The organism is Pantoea sp. App145 (genome assembly GCF_047947045.1).
Classification (GTDB): domain Bacteria; phylum Pseudomonadota; class Gammaproteobacteria; order Enterobacterales; family Enterobacteriaceae; genus Pantoea.
Map to the genome: position 1 here is coordinate 3,685,449 of NZ_CP133290.1, position 18,684 is coordinate 3,704,132.

19 protein-coding genes are annotated in these 18,684 nt (G+C 56.3%); 17 read left to right on the forward strand and 2 right to left on the reverse strand.

Features of this window, described 5'->3' with window-relative positions:
- Positions 1-19 precede the first annotated feature (19 nt).
- From gcvP to trhA, 3 genes are all read left to right on the forward strand, one after another.
- Complete coding sequence (gcvP, locus tag RCF31_RS17040) at positions 20-2,893, forward strand: aminomethyl-transferring glycine dehydrogenase (RefSeq protein ID WP_416411781.1); 2,874 nt, start codon at positions 20-22, stop codon at positions 2,891-2,893.
- Positions 2,894-2,953: 60 nt separating this feature from the next.
- Positions 2,954-3,697, forward strand: coding sequence for an SDR family oxidoreductase (locus RCF31_RS17045; protein ID WP_416411782.1), 744 nt, complete (start codon positions 2,954-2,956; stop codon positions 3,695-3,697).
- A 243-nt stretch (positions 3,698-3,940) separates the two neighbouring features.
- Positions 3,941-4,594: a PAQR family membrane homeostasis protein TrhA gene (trhA, locus tag RCF31_RS17050; protein WP_299460053.1), complete on the forward strand. Its 654-nt coding sequence runs from the start codon at positions 3,941-3,943 to the stop codon at positions 4,592-4,594.
- Positions 4,595-4,689: 95 nt separating this feature from the next.
- Here the strand turns inward: trhA and ygfZ are convergent, their stop codons facing one another.
- Positions 4,690-5,673, reverse strand: a complete 984-nt coding sequence (ygfZ, locus tag RCF31_RS17055) for a tRNA-modifying protein YgfZ (RefSeq protein WP_416411783.1) — start codon at positions 5,671-5,673, stop codon at positions 4,690-4,692.
- Positions 5,674-5,899: 226 nt separating this feature from the next.
- On the opposite strand from ygfZ, the gene sdhE reads away from it, so the two are divergent.
- Positions 5,900-6,166, forward strand: coding sequence for an FAD assembly factor SdhE (gene sdhE / locus RCF31_RS17060; RefSeq protein ID WP_084876553.1), 267 nt, complete (start codon positions 5,900-5,902; stop codon positions 6,164-6,166).
- On the forward strand, positions 6,141-6,557 hold the full coding sequence (locus tag RCF31_RS17065) for a protein YgfX (protein WP_416411784.1): 417 nt from the start codon (positions 6,141-6,143) through the stop codon (positions 6,555-6,557). The genes sdhE and RCF31_RS17065 overlap by 26 nt, the downstream gene beginning before the upstream one ends.
- Before the next feature lie 56 nt (positions 6,558-6,613).
- Here RCF31_RS17065 and fldB read toward each other — a convergent pair whose 3' ends face one another.
- Entirely contained in the window at positions 6,614-7,132 is a 519-nt protein-coding gene (gene fldB / locus RCF31_RS17070) for a flavodoxin FldB (protein ID WP_416411785.1), read from the reverse strand.
- Between the two features lie 102 nt (positions 7,133-7,234).
- On the opposite strand from fldB, the gene xerD reads away from it, so the two are divergent.
- The 12 genes from xerD (at position 7,235) to RCF31_RS17130 (ending at position 18,656) form a co-directional block, all read left to right on the forward strand.
- Positions 7,235-8,128 (forward strand): site-specific tyrosine recombinase XerD, encoded by an 894-nt coding sequence (xerD, locus tag RCF31_RS17075; protein WP_416411786.1) that lies wholly within the window; start codon positions 7,235-7,237, stop codon positions 8,126-8,128.
- 22 nt (positions 8,129-8,150) lie between these two features.
- Positions 8,151-8,864 carry a bifunctional protein-disulfide isomerase/oxidoreductase DsbC gene (gene dsbC, locus RCF31_RS17080; RefSeq protein WP_416411787.1) on the forward strand — a complete coding sequence of 238 codons (714 nt, stop codon included), beginning with the start codon at positions 8,151-8,153 and terminating at the stop codon, positions 8,862-8,864.
- 6 nt (positions 8,865-8,870) lie between these two features.
- On the forward strand, positions 8,871-10,601 hold the full coding sequence (gene recJ / locus RCF31_RS17085) for a single-stranded-DNA-specific exonuclease RecJ (protein WP_416411788.1): 1,731 nt from the start codon (positions 8,871-8,873) through the stop codon (positions 10,599-10,601).
- A 96-nt stretch (positions 10,602-10,697) separates the two neighbouring features.
- Positions 10,698-11,796 (forward strand): peptide chain release factor 2 gene (gene prfB / locus RCF31_RS17090; protein ID WP_299460086.1). Its coding sequence is split into 2 segments (ribosomal slippage): positions 10,698-10,772 and positions 10,774-11,796, totalling 1,098 coding nucleotides; the frame shifts between segments, so codons are not numbered across the junction.
- Between the two features lie 9 nt (positions 11,797-11,805).
- Positions 11,806-13,326 (forward strand): lysine--tRNA ligase, encoded by a 1,521-nt coding sequence (gene lysS / locus RCF31_RS17095; protein WP_084876547.1) that lies wholly within the window; start codon positions 11,806-11,808, stop codon positions 13,324-13,326.
- A gap of 119 nt (positions 13,327-13,445) precedes the next feature.
- Positions 13,446-14,297, forward strand: coding sequence for a MurR/RpiR family transcriptional regulator (locus RCF31_RS17100; protein WP_310617548.1), 852 nt, complete (start codon positions 13,446-13,448; stop codon positions 14,295-14,297).
- 252 nt (positions 14,298-14,549) lie between these two features.
- Positions 14,550-15,386 carry a transporter substrate-binding domain-containing protein gene (locus tag RCF31_RS17105; RefSeq protein WP_084876545.1) on the forward strand — a complete coding sequence of 279 codons (837 nt, stop codon included), beginning with the start codon at positions 14,550-14,552 and terminating at the stop codon, positions 15,384-15,386.
- 2 nt (positions 15,387-15,388) lie between these two features.
- The gene (locus RCF31_RS17110) at positions 15,389-16,021 is read left to right on the forward strand and encodes a DUF1989 domain-containing protein (RefSeq protein ID WP_416411789.1); all 633 of its coding nucleotides are present in this window, start codon (positions 15,389-15,391) and stop codon (positions 16,019-16,021) included.
- Entirely contained in the window at positions 16,005-16,652 is a 648-nt protein-coding gene (locus RCF31_RS17115) for an urea carboxylase-associated family protein (protein WP_416411790.1), read from the forward strand. Before RCF31_RS17110 ends, RCF31_RS17115 begins: the two co-directional genes overlap by 17 nt.
- Before the next feature lie 3 nt (positions 16,653-16,655).
- Positions 16,656-17,306, forward strand: coding sequence for an amino acid ABC transporter permease (locus RCF31_RS17120; RefSeq protein ID WP_416411791.1), 651 nt, complete (start codon positions 16,656-16,658; stop codon positions 17,304-17,306).
- Complete coding sequence (locus tag RCF31_RS17125; protein WP_299460105.1) at positions 17,306-17,971, forward strand: amino acid ABC transporter permease; 666 nt, start codon at positions 17,306-17,308, stop codon at positions 17,969-17,971. Before RCF31_RS17120 ends, RCF31_RS17125 begins: the two co-directional genes overlap by 1 nt.
- Positions 17,972-17,984: 13 nt before the next feature.
- Positions 17,985-18,656, forward strand: coding sequence for an urea carboxylase-associated family protein (locus tag RCF31_RS17130; protein ID WP_310617545.1), 672 nt, complete (start codon positions 17,985-17,987; stop codon positions 18,654-18,656).
- Positions 18,657-18,684 lie beyond the last annotated feature (28 nt).

Genomic DNA, 18,684 nt, shown 5'->3' on the forward strand with positions numbered 1-18,684 from the left:
GACTCAGGATTTACTGCTAATGACTCAGACTCTCAGCCAGCTTGAACATAACGGTGCTTTCATTGAGCGCCATATCGGCCCTACGCCGGAGCAACAGGCCACCATGCTGGAAGCGATTGGTGCCAGCTCACTGGAAGCGTTGATCGGTTCCATCGTGCCTGCCGACATCCAACTGCCGGGCCCGCCCGCGGTGGGTGATGCCGCCACTGAGCAGCAGGCGCTGGCTGAGTTGAAAGCCATTGCCAGTCAGAACCAGCGTTACAAATCCTGGATTGGTATGGGTTACACTGCGGTAATCACCCCGCCGGTGATCCTGCGTAACATGCTGGAAAATCCGGGCTGGTACACCGCTTACACGCCGTATCAGCCGGAAGTATCACAGGGCCGTCTCGAAGCGCTGCTTAACTTCCAGACCCTGACGCTGGATCTTACTGGCCTCGACATCGCATCGGCGTCACTGCTGGACGAAGCCACTGCCGCCGCAGAAGCGATGGCGATGGCAAAACGCGTCAGCAAGCTGAAAACTGCCAACAAATTCTTTATCGCCGACGATATCCATCCGCAGACGCTGGATGTGGTGCGCACTCGTGCTGAAACCTTTGGTTTTGAACTGATTATCGACAGCGCGGAAAAAGCGCTCGATCATGACGACCTGTTCGGTGTGCTGCTGCAACAGGCAGGTACCACCGGTGAAGTGCATGATTACCGTGCACTGATGAGCGAGCTGAAAAGCCGCAAAGTGGTGGTGAGTGTCGCCGCTGATTTTATGGCGCTGGTGCAGCTGGAAGCTCCAGGCAAGCAGGGCGCAGACATCGTGTTTGGCTCTGCGCAGCGCTTTGGCGTGCCGATGGGCTACGGTGGTCCGCACGCGGCCTTCTTTGCCAGCCGCGACGAACATAAACGCTCGATGCCGGGCCGTATCATCGGTGTTTCACGCGATGCGGCGGGCAACACTGCGCTGCGCATGGCGATGCAGACCCGCGAACAACATATCCGTCGTGAAAAAGCCAACTCCAACATCTGTACTTCACAGGTGCTGCTGGCGAATATCGCCGGTTTCTATGCGGTCTATCATGGACCAGCTGGCCTGAAGCGTATCGCTTCACGTATTCACCGTCTGACCAGCATTCTGGCTGCCGGGCTGAAAAACGGTGGCCTGAAACTGCGTCATAACAGCTGGTTCGATACTCTGACGGTAGATGTGGCTGATAAAGCGGCGGTACTTAACCGTGCGCTGAGCTTTGGTGTCAACCTGCGCAGCGACATCCATAATGCGGTGGGTATCACTCTGGATGAAACCACGCGTCGTGAAGATGTGCAGGCGCTATTTGCCATTCTGCTGGGCGATGCCCACGGCCAGGATATTGACGCGCTGGATAGCGCCGTTGCCGCTGAAAACAGCGCGATTCCGGCGGGCCAGCAGCGTCAAAGCGCCATTCTGGAACATCCGGTGTTCAACCGTCATCACAGCGAAACTGAGATGATGCGTTACATGCACAGCCTGGAGAAAAAGGATCTGGCGCTGAACCAGGCGATGATCCCACTGGGTTCCTGCACCATGAAACTCAATGCCGCAGCCGAAATGATTCCAATCACCTGGCCGGAATTCGCTGAAATGCATCCGTTCTGTCCGTCAGAGCAGGCAGCGGGTTATCTGCAAATGATCGGCCAGCTGTCGCAGTGGCTGGTGCAGCTGACCGGTTATGACGCGCTGTGTATGCAGCCGAACTCGGGCGCACAGGGAGAATATGCCGGTCTGCTGGCGATTCGCCGTTATCACGAAAGCCGCAATGAAGGCGACCGTCATATCTGCCTGATCCCCAGTTCCGCACACGGCACCAACCCGGCGTCGGCACAGATGGCGGGCATGTCAGTGGTGGTAGTCGCCTGTGACAAACAGGGCAACATCGACCTCGGTGACCTGCGTGAGAAAGCAGCACAGTCGGGCGATAAGCTCTCCTGCATCATGGTGACGTATCCGTCTACCCATGGCGTTTACGAAGAAACAATCCGTGAAGTGTGCCAGATTGTGCATCAGTACGGCGGCCAGGTTTATCTTGATGGTGCCAACATGAATGCGCAGGTAGGTATCACCACACCAGGCTACATCGGTGCGGATGTTTCTCACCTTAACCTGCACAAAACCTTCTGTATTCCGCACGGTGGCGGCGGCCCGGGTATGGGACCGATCGGCGTGAAAGCGCATCTGGCCCCCTTCGTGCCGGGTCACAGTGTGGTGCAGATTGATGGCGTACTGACCCAGCAGGGCGCGGTTTCCGCAGCGCCGTTCGGCAGCGCTTCGATTCTGCCGATCAGCTGGATGTACATCCGTATGATGGGTGCTGAAGGACTGAAACAGGCCAGTTCAGTAGCAATTCTCAATGCTAACTACATCGCCAGCCGTCTGCAGTCGGCCTACCCGATTCTGTATACCGGTCGCGATGGCCGCGTTGCGCATGAATGTATTCTGGATATCCGTCCGCTGAAAGAGCAAACCGGCATCAGCGAGCTGGACATTGCCAAACGCTTGATTGACTACGGCTTCCATGCGCCGACCATGTCGTTCCCGGTTGCCGGTACGCTGATGGTCGAGCCGACGGAATCGGAGAGCAAAATCGAACTGGATCGCTTTATCGACGCCATGCTGGCGATTCGTATGGAGATCGATCGTGTGGCTGATGGTGAATGGCCGCTCGAAGACAACCCGCTGGTCAATGCGCCGCATACCCAGATGGAAATTGTCGGTGAGTGGGCGCATCCGTACACCCGCGAGCTGGCCGTGTTCCCGGCAGGTAGCGCCAATAAATACTGGCCGACGGTAAAACGCCTGGATGATGTCTTCGGCGACCGCAATCTTTTCTGTAGCTGTGTCCCGATGAGTGAGTACGCGTAAGCTACACTCTTTCCCATCACAACAAAGGTCGGGCAACCGGCCTTTTTTTATGGAGGCAATATGGAACTGGCATTGGTCACCGGAGCGAGTCGCGGGATCGGTCGCGCTACCGCGTTATTACTGGCAAAAGCGGGTTACTGTGTGGCGGTGAATTATCGCCAGCGTGAAGCAGAAGCGCAGCAGGTGGTTGCGGAGATCGCATCACAGGGTGGCCGCGCGTTTGCGGTTCAGGCCGATATCGCTGACGAAGCGCAGGTGCTGAAGATGTTCGAGCAACTCGATGGTCATGATGCTGAGCTGAAAGTGCTGGTGAACAACGCCGGTATCCTGTTTCAGCAGTGTCGGGTAGAGGATCTGGCTGTGGAACGTATCCAGCGTGTGTTTGCCACCAATGTGACCGGCACTTTTCTTTGCTGCCGCGAAGCGGTTAAACGCATGGGGACGCATCACGGCGGCAGCGGAGGATCCATCATCAACGTGTCATCCGCCGCAGCCAGACTCGGTTCGCCAAACGAATATGTGGATTATGCTGCGTCCAAAGGCGCGATGGATACCCTGACCAAAGGCCTGTCGCTGGAAGTTGCTTTGCAGGGAATTCGCGTGAATGGCGTGCGTCCGGGACCGATCTACACCGAAATGCATGCCGACGGTGGAGAACCTGGCCGGGTTGATCGGGTCGCGAGTGGGATCCCGATGGGGCGCGGCGGTCAGCCGCAGGAAATCGCCGCCGCTATTGTCTGGCTGGCAAGCGATGCTGCGTCCTACATCACCGGCACCATCATTGATGCAGCGGGTGGGCGCTAACCCGAATCCAGACATCCTGTGATCCGTAGCGGCGCGATTTATGGCGCGGGTTTTTATGCGGCAATGCCAAAAGATGCGCGATAAATCGCGCCGCTACACATTTTCCCATTATCTGATCACTCAGGTTGAAACACCGATACACAGTTTAATTTTAGCGTACATGTGTACACTGAAATTATTCCTGGTTACTCTGATGCACAGAAAAAGCACAGTTTGTTTCTTCGTTGTTCAGGATGCACTCGTATGGTAAAGAACCGTCTTATCGCTCATGGCTATTCGCTGGCAGAAGAGATCGCTAACAGCATCAGCCACGGTTTGGGCTGCCTGTTTGGCATCGTTGGTTTAGTATTGATGCTGACGCAAGCTATTGAAATGAGGGCTAATGTTACGGCAATCACCAGCTACAGCCTGTATGGCGCCAGCATGATTTTGCTGTTTCTTGCTTCAACGCTTTACCACGCTATTCCACACCAGAAAGCCAAGTACTGGCTGAAAAAATTCGACCACTGCGCCATCTATCTCTTAATTGCGGGAACTTACACGCCTTTCCTGCTGGTAGGACTGAAATCCCCGCTGGCACATGGTCTGATGGTCGTGATTTGGAGTATAGCGCTGGCAGGCATCATTTTTAAACTCACCATCGCCCATCGTTTCGAAGCATTATCGCTGGTGACTTACCTTTGTATGGGTTGGCTCTCGCTGGTGGTGATTTATCAGCTGGCGATGAAATTATCAGCAGGCGGTGTCTGGCTGCTGGCGGCGGGGGGAATTGTCTATTCGCTCGGCGTGATTTTCTATGTCGCGCGGCGTATTCCCTACAATCACGCCATCTGGCACGCTTTTGTGCTGGGTGGCAGCATTTGCCACTTCTGTGCGATTTACTTCTATGTGATGTAAGTAGCATTCATCGCGTCATGAACATCAATTACCAGGTACGAATGAATTCGTACCCTACAAAACGTAGGGACGGCATTTATGCCGTCCGGGTAAAATTAATCTTCCAGTGAATAAGGCAGTGGCTGAATAGTCAGTTTACCGCCTTCGTCACCTTCCACCCGCAGTACGCTATCCGGCTCCAGGTCGTTATTCATCACCACCTGCACCCATATTTCACCGTCATCCAGCTGAACCGCTGTAAGAACGGTGCCGGTACGACGCCACTTATCACCCATCTGCAATTCCAGTGAACCATCGACCTGTGGCAGATGGCTGGCATTACCCGCCAGCCAGTACAAGGCGCGTTTATTGGCACCACGGAATTTGGCACGCGCCACCATCTCCTGCCCGGTGTAACAACCTTTTTTAAAGCTGATAGCGTCGAGCGCCTGCAGGTTAGTGGCCTGTGGAATCAGCTGCGCGCTGGTGGCGCTATCGATCACCGGAATACCCGCTTCAATATCCAGTGCCAGCCACTGGGTGCTGTCATTGAGCTGCGCATCACCTTTCAGCTTATCTTTCAGGGCGTCAGCCTGTGCCAGGGTGGTGACCAGCAGAAAGCGCTCCGCTGGCTGTTCAAACCACAGCAGGGTGGTGTCGTCCTGTTGTACCACTGGCGTGGCCGCATCGGGCAGAACCGGGAACTGACCTGCCAGCGCGGTGCGTGCCTGGAAACCGGCGACGCCCAGCAGCACGGCATCGTCATCGGCAGCGATGGTGACTTTAGCGAACACCGCATACTTTTTCAGCTCAGCCAGCTGGGTGTCACGCAGATTGCGACGAACCAGGTAGCCATAACCTTCGCCGCGATGGAACAGGCGCAGGCTGGTCCACATTTTCCCTTTGGCATCACAATGCGCCGCCGGGCGATGCTGGGTAGCATCCAGAGCCGCCACGTCCAGCGTCAGCTGGCCTTGCAGATAGGAGGTGCTGTCTTTGCCTTGCACCGAAACCAACGCCCACTCATCAAGAGACATCAGGGTTAATGGCAGACGAGAAGATGCCGCAGGCTGGCGTGGCGGAAGGGTATAAATAGGCATGGGCTATTCCTGATTATTGGGTTCATCCGTAGATAATGATTCCATGTTAAAAGAGCCGCGCGGCATTGCAACCTGTTTGCGGAATCCGACGCACAAATCGCGTGATAATCCTGCATTGTGTAAAAGGGTTTTGCGCGTTGATGCACAGCAACCTAAGCCACGCCTGCAGCCATGAAAAAAAGCAGGTACACTGAGCGCCATTGTTTGCCGCTGTGGAAAAAGACACATGGATATTCATGACAAATCCCGCGTCCAATGGGCGTGCCGTCGTGGCATGCTGGAACTGGACATCGCCATCATGCCGTTTTTCAAATATGAATATGATTCTCTGACCGACGCCGACAAGCAGGTGTTTATTGCCTTGCTGAAAAGTGACGACCCTGATTTGTTTAACTGGATGATGAACCACGGTGAGCCTGCTGACCCCGAGTTCAAACGCATGGTGAAACTGATTCAGCAGCGCAATCGTGAACGTGGTCCGGTGGCAATGTAATCTGCATCCGTCGCGCAGCGCGCGTGCGTTGCAGGCGCTGATGCTCGGTTGCTGTTGTGCGCTGGTTGTGGCTCTGCCCTGGCCGGATATGTGGCGCTGGGGCAAAGTTCCGCTGCTGTTATTACTGCTGGCAGAAGGCTGGCGCAACCACAGGTTGCTTCAGCAACGCCGTGGACGGCTGGCACTGGATCAACAAGGTAACTGGGAGTGGGATAACAGCAACTGGCGCAATGCGCGTGCGCCGGGCTGGTTGCCGATTGGCGTGCTGCTGGTGCTGCGTAATCAACAGGGGCAGCGCAGGCGGCTGTGGCTGATGTATGACAACATGCCATCCGGTTACTGGCGTGCGTTGCGAGCCCACTGCTTTATGCATACCAGCCCGGAGCCGTAGCGGCGCGATTTATCGCGCATCTCTTAGCAACCCTGCCGTTGCCTGCGGATGATGCCTTACAGCAGGGCGGCGGTTTCCGTCAGAATCTGTTCACACCACTGTTCGATACGTTCATCACTCAGTTCGAACTGGTTAACATCGTCGAGCGCCAGGCCGACAAATTGTTTGCCGTCGGCGGTGAGGGGTTTCGGGCTGGTAAATTCATAGCCATCCAGCGGCCAGTAGCCGACAAACTGCACGCCCATCGGTTGCAGCAGCTCATGCAGCATACCCAGCGCATCAAGAAACCATTCGCTGTAGCCAATCATGTCGCCCATGCCATATAGCGCGACAATTTTCCCGCGCAGATTCAGTGCCGGGATTTGTGGCCAAATCGCTTCCCAGTCTTCCTGCAATTCACCAAAATCCCAGGTGGGAATACCGAGGATCAGCAAATCGTACTGCTCCATCAGCGTGGGATCGTCATCTTTCAGATTATGCAGGGTGACTAATTCTCCACCAATAAAGTCGCGGATCTTCTCCGCAGTCATTTCGGTGTAGCAGGTACTTGAACCGTAAAACAGGCCGATATTCATGCAATTAATGCTCTGGCTGAAACTGACTTTGGCGCAATTGTACCAGAAGCAGGCGCTTTTCAGGCATAATGAGCACGATTTCACACGAGCTGGAGGGAGAGAGTGGAAGACAGTGATCTGATTGAACAGTTTCTGGATACGCTGTGGATTGAGCGCAATCTGGCACAGAATACCCTCGCATCGTATCGGCAGGATCTGCAAACTCTCACCGGCTGGCTGCACCATCATGAGCGCACCCTGCTGACGCTGGAGGCGCTCGATTTGCAGCAGTTTCTGGCAGAACGCGTGGAAGGCGGCTATAAAGCCACCAGTTCTGCGCGTACCCTGAGCGCCATCCGTCGGTTGTTTCAATATCTGTATCGTGAAAAGCTGCGCAGTGACGATCCCAGCGCATTGCTTTCCGCCCCGAAGCTGCCGCAGCGCCTGCCGAAGGATCTCAGCGAAAAGCAGGTGGAAAACCTGTTGCAGGCACCGTCGATTGAGATCCCGCTCGAACTGCGCGACAAAGCGATGCTGGAGTTGCTCTATGCCACTGGCCTGCGCGTATCCGAGCTGGTGGGTTTAACCCTGAGCGATATCAGTCTGCGTCAGGGCGTGGTGAGGGTGATCGGTAAAGGCAACAAAGAGCGTCTTGTGCCATTGGGTGAAGAAGCGATTTACTGGCTGGAGCATTATATGGAGCATGGTCGTCCGTGGTTGCTGAACGGGCAGACGCTGGATGTGATGTTTCCCAGTAATCGGGCGCAACAGATGACGCGCCAGACGTTCTGGCATCGCATCAAGCATTACGCCATCCTGGCCGGGATCGACAGTGAAAAATTGTCGCCGCATGTGCTGCGTCACGCGTTTGCCACACATTTACTGAACCACGGGGCCGATTTGCGCGTCGTACAGATGTTGCTGGGGCATAGCGACCTCTCAACTACCCAAATTTATACGCATGTCGCCACTGAGCGTCTGCGACAGTTACATCAACAGCATCATCCGCGTGCCTGACGCGCGGCAACAAGGAAATGAGATGAAAAAACAGTTAACGATGCTGGCTCTGTTGGTCAGCGCTTTTTCCGGGCTGGTTCATGCCGATGACAACGCCATCCAGCAGGCGCTGAAAAAACTCGGCCTGCAACAGACGGAGATTCAGCCGTCACCGTTGCCTGGCATCAAAACCGTGCTGACGGAAAGCGGTGTGCTGTACGTCACCGAAGATGGCAAACACATGATTCAGGGGCCGCTGTACGATGTCAGCGGTGCTCAGCCGGTCAACGTCACTAACCAGCTGCTGGAGAAAAAAGTTGCCGCGCTGGAACCGCAAATGATCGTGTACAAAGCGCCGAAAGAACAACACGTTATCACCGTGTTCACCGATATTACCTGCGGTTACTGCCGTAAGCTGCATGAGCAGATGGCGGACTACAACGCGCTGGGCATCACCGTGCGCTATCTGGCGTTCCCGCGTGAAGGTCTGCATGGTCAGGTGGAAAAAGCGATGAAAGCGATCTGGTGTAGCGCCGATCGTAACAAAGCCTTTGATGAAGCGATGAAAGGCAACGCGCCACAGATGGATGCGCCAGCCACCTGCAAAATCGACCTCGATCAGCACTACAAACTTGGCATTCTGTTTGGTATCCAGGGCACTCCCGCCATTCTTACCGACAGCGGCATGATGATCCCTGGTTATCAGGGACCGCAGGAGCTGAAGCAGGTGCTCGATGGCCAGAAAAGTGGCGGTTAATCCACAGTGATCCATTCTGTTGAACTGCGTCGGCGTGAAATCCATGCCGACGATGCTTTACCTGCCGATTTGCCGCCGCTGCTGCGTCGGCTCTACCTGCAACGTGGTGTACGCGATGCCGCAGAACTGGAGCGTGGCGCGAAACATCTGCTGCCGTGGCAAACGTTAGGCGGCATTGAAGCCGCTGTGACCTTGCTGCATCAGATGCTGCGCGACGGTCGCCGCATTGTGGTGGTCGGCGATTTTGATGCCGACGGAGCGACCAGTACGGCGCTGACGGTGCTGGCGCTGCGCAGCCTCGGTGGCAATATCGATTATCTGGTGCCAAACCGGTTCGAAGATGGTTACGGCCTGAGCCCGGAAGTGGTGGAGCAGGCACGCGCACGCGGTGCCGAAATGATCCTCACGGTGGATAACGGTATCTCGTCCCATGCGGGCGTCGATACTGCGCATCAGCACGGTATCCCGGTGCTGGTCACGGACCACCATCTGCCTGGCGAAACGCTGCCTGCCGCCGAAGCCATTGTTAACCCCAATCTGAGCGACAGCGATTTCCCCTCGCGGGCGCTGGCCGGGGTCGGCGTCGCCTTTTACCTGATGCTGGCGTTGCGTGCCCATTTGCGTACGCAAAACTGGTTTAGCGACGGGCGCAGCGAACCCAATCTGGCGGAATGGCTTGATTTGGTGGCACTCGGCACCGTGGCGGACGTGGTGCCACTCGATGCCAATAACCGTATCCTGGTATGGCAGGGCCTGAGCCGCATTCGCGCCGGGAAATGCCGCGTGGGTATTCGTGCCTTGCTGGAAATCGCCAATCGTGATGCGCGTCAGCTGGTCGCCAGCGACCTTGGTTTCGCCATCGGCCCGCGCCTCAACGCTGCCGGGCGACTGGATGATATGTCGGTTGGGGTGGCGTTGCTGCTGACCGAGAACATCACCGAAGCACGTATGCTGGCGAACGAGCTGGATGCCCTCAATCAGACACGTAAAGAGATTGAACAGGGCATGAAAAGCGAAGCGCTGGCGCTGTGTGATGCGCTGGAGCGGCAGAATACCGATTTACCGCTGGGGCTGGCGTTTTTCCATCCCGAATGGCATCAGGGGGTGGTAGGCATTCTCGCCTCCCGCCTGAAGGAGCGTTTTCACCGCCCGGTGATTGCGTTTGCTCCGGCAGGGGATGGCACGCTGAAAGGCTCTGGCCGTTCGATTGCCGGTCTGCATCTGCGCGATGCGCTGGAACGCCTCGATACGTTATTCCCCGGCCTGATGATCAAGTTCGGCGGCCATGCGATGGCGGCGGGTTTGTCGCTGGAGGAAGCGCGTTTTGATGAGTTTCGCCAGCGTTTTGCTGCGCTAATCGATGAATGGCTGGCAGGCGAAGCATTGCAGGGGGTGATCTGGTCCGATGGCGAGTTGCGTGCGCAGGAGTTTTCGCTGCAAACCGCTGAGTTGCTGCGCGAAGCGGGCCCCTGGGGCCAGGCGTTCCCCGAGCCGGTATTTGACGGGCGCTTTAAAGTGCTGCAACAAAAACTGGTGGGCGAACGTCATCTGAAAGTGATGGTGGAGCCAGTCGGCGGCGGCCCGTTGCTGGATGGTATTGCGTTTAACGTCGATACTACCTTGTGGCCGGACAGTAGCGTGCGCCAGGTCGAACTGGCCTACAAGCTGGACATCAACGAGTATCGCGGCAACCGCTCGGTACAGCTGATTATCGACCATCTGTGGCCGCTGGCATAAGCGGCTACCAAAGCTATAAAATAAACGCGCTTTCGGTTAAACTAGCGCGTTATTATTTTCTCCTCTCACCGAATCGTCAAAAAAGACTGAAAAGCCATGTTTGAAATCAACCCGGTCAAAAACCGTATTCAGGACCTCACCGAGCGCAGCGACGTTCTTAGGGGGTATCTTTGACTACGATGCCAAGAAAGAACGCCTCGAAGAAGTAAACGCCGAGCTGGAACAACCTGACGTCTGGAACGAACCTGAGCGCGCACAGGCGCTGGGTAAAGAGCGTTCGTCGTTAGAAGCCATCGTCGATACCCTGGACCAGATGCATCAGGGTCTGGAGGACGTGCAGGGTCTGCTGGATCTGGCGGTTGAAGCCGACGACGAAGAGACCTTTAACGAAGCCGTTGCCGAGCTGGATGGACTGGAAGTCAAGCTGGGTGAACTGGAATTCCGTCGTATGTTCTCTGGCGAATATGACAGCGCCGATTGCTATATCGATTTGCAGGCCGGTTCCGGCGGCACCGAAGCGCAGGACTGGGCCAGCATGCTGATGCGTATGTATCTGCGCTGGGCAGAAGCCAAAGGCTTCAAAACTGAAATTATTGAAGAGTCAGAGGGTGAAGTGGCCGGTCTGAAATCTGCCACCATTCGCGTCTCTGGCGACTATGCTTTCGGCTGGCTGCGTACGGAAACTGGCGTTCATCGCCTGGTACGTAAGAGTCCGTTTGACTCCGGCGGCCGTCGTCACACCTCCTTCAGCTCGGCCTTTATCTACCCGGAAGTGGATGACGATATTGATATCGAAATCAACCCGGCAGATCTGCGTATTGACGTTTACCGTGCTTCGGGCGCGGGTGGTCAGCACGTTAACCGTACGGAATCCGCGGTACGTATTACCCATATTCCGACCGGCACCGTGACTCAATGTCAGAACGATCGTTCGCAGCATAAGAACAAAGATCAGGCGATGAAGCAGATGAAAGCGAAGCTGTACGAGCTTGAGATGCAGAAGAAAAATGCTGAGAAACAGGCGGCAGAAGATAACAAATCTGACATCGGCTGGGGCAGCCAGATCCGTTCGTACGTGCTGGACGATTCACGCATCAAAGATCTGCGTACTGGCGTCGAAACCCGTAACACCCAGGCGGTGCTGGACGGCGACCTCGATCGTTTTATTGAAGCAAGTTTAAAAGCAGGGCTATAAGGAACCGACATGTCTGAACAACAACCGCAGAGCGCTGACGCCGCACTTGAGTTAAACAACGAACTGAAAACGCGTCGCGAAAAACTCAGCGCGCTGCGTGAAACCGGCGTGGCGTTTCCTAACGATTTCCGCCGTGACACCACCTCCGATAAGCTGCACGCCAGCTATGATGAGAAAAGCAACGAGGAGTTGGAAGATCTCGGCATTGAGGTGAGCGTGGCCGGTCGTATGATGACTCGCCGTATTATGGGCAAAGCCTCGTTTGTCACCCTGCAGGACGTCGGTGGCCGCATCCAGCTGTATGTGGCGCGTGATGACCTGGCTGAAGGCATCTACAACGAACAGTTCAAGAAGTGGGATCTCGGCGATATCCTTGGCGCCCGCGGTAAGCTGTTCAAAACTAAAACGGGTGAACTGTCGATCCATTGCTCTGAGCTGCGCCTGCTGACCAAAGCGCTGCGTCCGCTGCCGGACAAATTCCACGGTCTGGCCGATCAGGAAACCCGTTATCGTCAGCGTTACCTCGACCTGATCGCGAATGACGAATCGCGTCACACCTTCCAGGTTCGCTCTAAAATCATGGCCGGTATCCGCCAGTTCATGGTTGGTCGCGACTTTATGGAAGTGGAAACCCCAATGATGCAGGTGATTCCGGGTGGTGCTTCGGCGCGTCCGTTTATTACCCATCATAATGCGCTGGACATCGATATGTACCTGCGTATTGCGCCGGAACTGTATCTGAAGCGTCTGGTGGTCGGTGGTTTTGACCGCGTATTCGAGATCAACCGTAACTTCCGTAACGAAGGGATTTCGCCGCGTCATAACCCAGAGTTCACCATGATGGAACTCTACATGGCGTATGCGGATTACAAAGATCTGATCGAGCTGACCGAAAGCCTGTTCCGCACCCTGGCGCAGGACGTGCTCGGCACCACGGAAGTGCCGTACGGTGAACACAGCTTCGATTTCGGTAAGCCGTTCGAAAAACTCACCATGCGTGAAGCGATCAAAAAATACCGTCCGGAAACCGATCTGGCCGATCTGGATAACTTCGACAAAGCCGTGGCGATTGCTCACTCTCTGCACATCAAAGTGGAGAAAAGCTGGGGTCTGGGCCGTGTTGTGACCGAGATCTTCGAAGAAACCGCTGAAGCACATCTGATCCAGCCGACCTTCATCACCGAATATCCGGCTGAGGTGTCACCGCTGGCGCGTCGTAATGACGAGAACCCGGAAATTACTGACCGCTTTGAATTCTTCATCGGCGGCCGTGAAATCGGTAACGGCTTCTCCGAGCTGAACGATGCAGAAGACCAGGCGGAGCGTTTCCTGCAACAGGTGAATGCCAAAGATGCAGGCGATGACGAAGCGATGTTCTACGACGAAGATTACGTTACTGCGCTGGAACACGGCCTGCCGCCGACTGCGGGCCTGGGTATCGGTATCGACCGTATGGTGATGTTGTTTACCAACAGCCACACCATCCGCGACGTGATCCTGTTCCCGGCTCTGCGCCCGTCAGGCAAATAATCGCATTGCCATACCAAAAAATGGTCGCCTTTAGGGCGACCTTTTTTTTGCCATAAGAATCCTGATGACAACCCGGCACGCTCTGTGCAGGATGGTTTTTTTATTTGCAGGGAATCACCATGAGTGCAAAAGCGGCATCGTTAGAAGGCCGGATTCGTCAGCACTGGGATCAACTCTCCAGCCACGAACAGCGGCTGGCTGATGTCTTGCTGGCCGCACCCGGTCAGCTCGCCATGAACACGGCGACGGAACTGGCGCACAGCGCCGGAGTGTCCAAAGCCACCACGACCCGTTTCTTCCGTCATCTCGGCTATGAAAGCTACGAAGCGGCACGCCGTCAGGCGCGAGATATGCAAAGTAGCGGGTCGCCGCTCTATTTGCAGGTTGTCCCCAGCGCCTCACCGCTCGACAGCATCATGCAGCAGCATCTGGAAAAAGAGATCGCCAATCTGGTCAACAGCTACCGTACGCTGGAAAGCGCCCAGCTGCAGGAGGCGGTTGCTGCTATCGCCCGCGCGCGGCGCGTGGTGGTGATGGGCTGGCGTCATAGCCAGACTATCGCGCAGCTGATTTATCGGGACCTGATTCATGTCCATCCCGATGTGCGTTTGCTGCCACGTCCCGGCGATTCGCTGGCGGAGCATCTCGCCTCGCTGGGAGAGCAGGATGTGGCGATCTGTGTCGGCCTGCGCCGCCGTATGCCCGTGCTCGACGCAGCGATGAATGCGCTGGCGGAGCGCCAGGTACCGATGTTGTATCTGGCTGATGTGTTGTCCGGCAAACCGGCGCGCCACGCCCAATGGGTGGTACGCTGCCACACCGACAGCAGCCTGATCTTCGACAGCACCGCCGCACTGTCCGGCATCTGCAATCTGCTGTGTTCACTGGTGGCACGCCAGATGGGCAAAGCCAGCAATGATTACCTCGCGCAGGTTGAAGCGCTGCACCAATCCCTCGACGAGCTCGAATAACGCCCCATGCTGGCGCATTTTGCGCCAGTTTTTGCCCTAAAATAGTGCACCCGGTGTTGCCCGGCTCCCTGCTGTTTCATTCGTCATGAAATTATAGAAACCTAAAATAAAAATAAAGAAACAATCGTTTCTCAATGATTGTACAGGGAAAAGTGATCACTCTGCCCCCTGGTGCGATCGGTGTGTGAAAAATCTGGCACAAAATATGCTCAGTAGAAAAAGACATTTCACCAACACCAGGGAAACACCATAATGAAAAAAACAGCAATGCTGATTGCCGCACTTTTGTCTGTTGGTACGCTGGCGCAGGCGCAAGCCGACACGCTGGCCGACATCAAAAGCAGCGGCAAAATCACCGTCGGTATCGACCCGACATTTCCTCCGTATGAATACACCGACGACAGTGGTGCGATCACCGGCTACAGCGTGGCGATCATGCAGTCTTTCGCCAAAGACCTCGGTGTGAAACTTGAGTTTCAGAAAACCGCGTTCAGCGGCATTTTGCCGGGCCTGATTTCCGGCTCGTTTAACGCTGAAGGTTCCTCCCTGAACGTCACCGCCGAGCGCGCGAAGAAAGTGCTGTTCACCGTGCCATACAGTAAAACCGTTAACGGTGTGCTGGTGCGCGAAGATGAAGCCAAAACCTTTAGTGGCAAAACCCTCAGCCCGGAAAGCCTGTCTGGTCTGCGCGGTGCGGTGAAAACCGCCAGCGTGCCGGAGCAGTTGCTGAAAGGGTTTAACGAGCAGCTGAAAAAAGCCGGTAAAAAACCGATCACCATCATCAGCGTCGATTCTCTTGATCAAACTGTCAGCACCCTGATGACCAAACGCGCCGATTTCGTTTACGACGATATCTCGGTGCTGGCACCGGTGGTGAAGAAGTACCCGAGCAAAGTGGCGCAGGTGGGCGAGGTCGGTCCGTCACAGTGGATGGGCTGGGCAACACGTAAAGAAGACGGCAGCCTGAACAAAGCCCTGAGCGACCATATCCTGGCGATGCAGAAAGATGGCGAGCTGACCAAACTTCAACAGCAGTATCTCGGCACCACTTTTACCGTGCCGGCCAGCGATTTCATTCCCCAGGAGTAAGTATGTGTCAGTCAACCCTGACGGTTCCGGCGGGCTTTGGTAAAACCTTCCGTGTGCGCAAAGGCCAGTTTATTACCGTCATTGATAGTGAAGGGCAGCAGGCCGCGGATTTTGTCGCGGTCAATGCCGACGACCTGAACGAAAAGCTGTCGCCGGTGCATACCCGCCAGCATCTGCGTTCGCTGTTCTTTAAACCTGGCGATGCGCTGTGGTCGAGTGAAAACCGCCCGCTGCTGCGCATTGTCGCGGATACCATCGGTATTCACGACGCGAACGTCCCAGCCTGTGATCGCACGCGTTTCAGTGTTGATTTCGGCGTTGAGGGGCATCGCAACTGCGTTGATAACCTGCTGGAAGGGATGAAAGCCTTTGGCGTGACGTACTTCACTCTGCCGGAACCGTTCAATCTGTTCCAGAACGGCCCGGTCACCGCCGATGGTCGGATGGAAGTCACCGATCCCCACAGCAAGGCGGGCGACAGCATCACCTTTGAAGCGCTGTGCGACCTGATTTGCTCGGTATCGTCCTGCCCGCAGGACATCATTCCGGGTAACGGCTTGCAGGTGACACCTATCGATATTCGCGTCAGCGATCACTACCACACCGGGGAGATGCCGCATGTTGCTGATGCGTGAGAGTTATGAAGAGAGCGCGGAGCGCACCCTGGCGGCACCGGTTGAGGTGGCTGCGGGGAGTGTGGCATCGATTCGCGTGCTGCGTGGTCAGTTGCTGCGTATCACCGCGCTAGGGGAGGGGGCGGTAGCCTCGCTGTTTGGTTTTAGTTTGCAGGATCCGGCGGTATGGCTGTCGGTGCACCATACTCGTGTCTTCAGCAACAGTTATCTGCTCGGCTCCGGTATGCGCCTGGTCAATAACCGTCGCCGTCCGATGATGGTGCTGGGTAAAGACAGCGTCAAACGTCATGACTTGCTGCTGCCGGGTTCCACCACGGCGTTTCTGGCGCAACGTGGCTACGGTGGTGAGGGCTGCATTGAAGGGTTAAGCCGTGAGCTGGCGCGTCTGGGTATGACGGTGCCGAAGCTGCCGGATCCGATCAATCTGTTTATGCACGTCAAACTGACGCGTGACGGCGACATCCTGCCAGAAACCAACCTGACTCAGGCTGGCGACAGTATTACCTGTCGTGTGGTGATGGATACGCGCTTTATCGTCTCTGCCTGCAACACCGGCATTGAGGGCAACGACAAGCCCGCGCCGTTGCGACTGGCGGTGGCGGAGAACCTGACGGACTTTAACGCGGAGTAAGCGATGGGGCTGGATCAACAGGTAGTGGCCGCGCTGCCGGAGCTGGGGCACGGTCTGCTGATGACGCTGGTACTGACGGTGCTGGCATCATTGGTGAGCGTAGTGATGGGGCAGCTCGGCTGCTTCCTGCAACTGCGCCGGGCCTGGATCTGGCGCGCCATTGGCCGTCTCTACGTTAGCCTGATGCGTGGCACCCCGGCCATTGTTCAGCTGTTTGTGGTGTTTTTCACCTTGCCGCGCCTGGGGCTGGGTGGTCAGCCGATGCTTGCTGCGGTGGTGGCGATTGGTCTGAACAGTGGGGCTTACGTGGCGGAAATTCTGCGCGTCAACCGTAGTCTGGTGACGCGCGGGCAACTGGAAGCCGCCCGGACGCTGGGGTTAAGCCGCGCGCTCACCTGGTGGTATGTCATCAATCCTCAGGTAATGCGAGCCAGCCTGCCGATGCTGGTGAATGAGTTCACCATTTTGCTGAAAACCACCCCGCTGGCCTCAGTGGTGGCGCTGACAGAATTGACCTACGCCGGTCAGATTGTTATCGCCCGCACCTATGACGCCACTCAGGTGCTGCTGCTGGTGGCGGCCGGTTATCTGCTGATTGCGCTGCCGTTAATCGGTGCGGCACGACGTCTGGAAGCAAAACGGAGACTGGCATAGTGGATTGGCAGGCAATTATTACCTCGCTGCCATCGTTAGGGGATGGCCTGGTGGCAACCCTGCAATTGTGTGCGGTGGCGGCGCTGTGTTCGCTGCTGTGGGGGGCGTTGATGGCAACCATGCTGATGCGAGCCTCACCGTTCTGGCAGCGATTGCTCAATATTTACAGCGGGTTAACCCTGGCACTGCCGTTGCTGGTGGTGATTTATCTGCTCTATTTTGTGTTGCCGGAGTATGACATCACCCTGTCTTCGCCGGTGGTCGGCGTGCTGGCGCTGACGCTCTATTACGCACCTTACATTGCGCAGGTGATCCGTGCGGCGATTGCCGCGCTGCCGAAGGGGCAGTGGGAGGCGTGTCGGGTGCTGGGGCTGAGCCGCAGCGAGCAACTGCGCGATGTGGTGTTGCCGCAGACGCTGCCGCAAATGCTGTCACCGCTGGTCGGGTTAACCATTGGTTTGATTAAAGACTCTGCGCTGCTGTCGGTGGTTTCGGTGCAGGAGTTTATGTACGCCGCCAAACAGGCAATTTCTGATACTTACGCGCCGCTGGAGATCTACCTGACAGTAGCGCTCTGCTACTGGCTGCTGAACAGCCTGATCGACTGGCTGGCGCGCTGTCTTGAATCCCGCATGACGCGCTATCGTCGCGGCATGCAGCATTAATCTGGAGAACAACATGTCGGCTGAATATCAGCATCGTGCAACCATGACCATTCCGGCGCGCTACGGTAAAGCGGTGCGTCTTAATAAGGGCGAAGCGGTGCAGGTGATTAACCTGCACGGTACCCAGGTGGTGGATTGCTGGGCCTACAACGCGGATGACGTCAGTGAATATATGTGTATGGAGGCGACACGCGTCTGGAACCAGCGCCTCAATCCAAAGGTGGGCGATAGTTTTATTACCAGCCAGCGCCACCCGATTCTGACGCTGGTGGCGGATACCTCGCCTGGGGTGCACGATACTTTTATGGCGGCCTGTGATGCACGTCGCTATGAACTGCTGGGCTGCACCGAGCCGCACCGCAACTGCCACGACAACCTGCACGAAGGGCTGGCGGAGCTGGGCGTGCAACTGCCGCACGGCAATCTGGCGTCGTTCAATATCTTTATGAACATCCAGGTGCAAAGTGATGGCATCACCCTGAAGACGTTGCCAGTGGTCACTAAACCGGGCGATTACATCGTGCTGCGCGCTGAGATGGATTGCTTTGTGGCGTTCTCGGCCTGTCCGCAGGACATTGTCAGCATCCAGGGGCAGGGCGATAACACCCCGCGCGACGCTGAGTTGCGTATTCTCACCGACGGGTTTCCGCAGGTGACATTACAGGGGCCGTGGGTGCCGGCCTAAGGCAAAAACCGCGCGATAAATCGCCTGC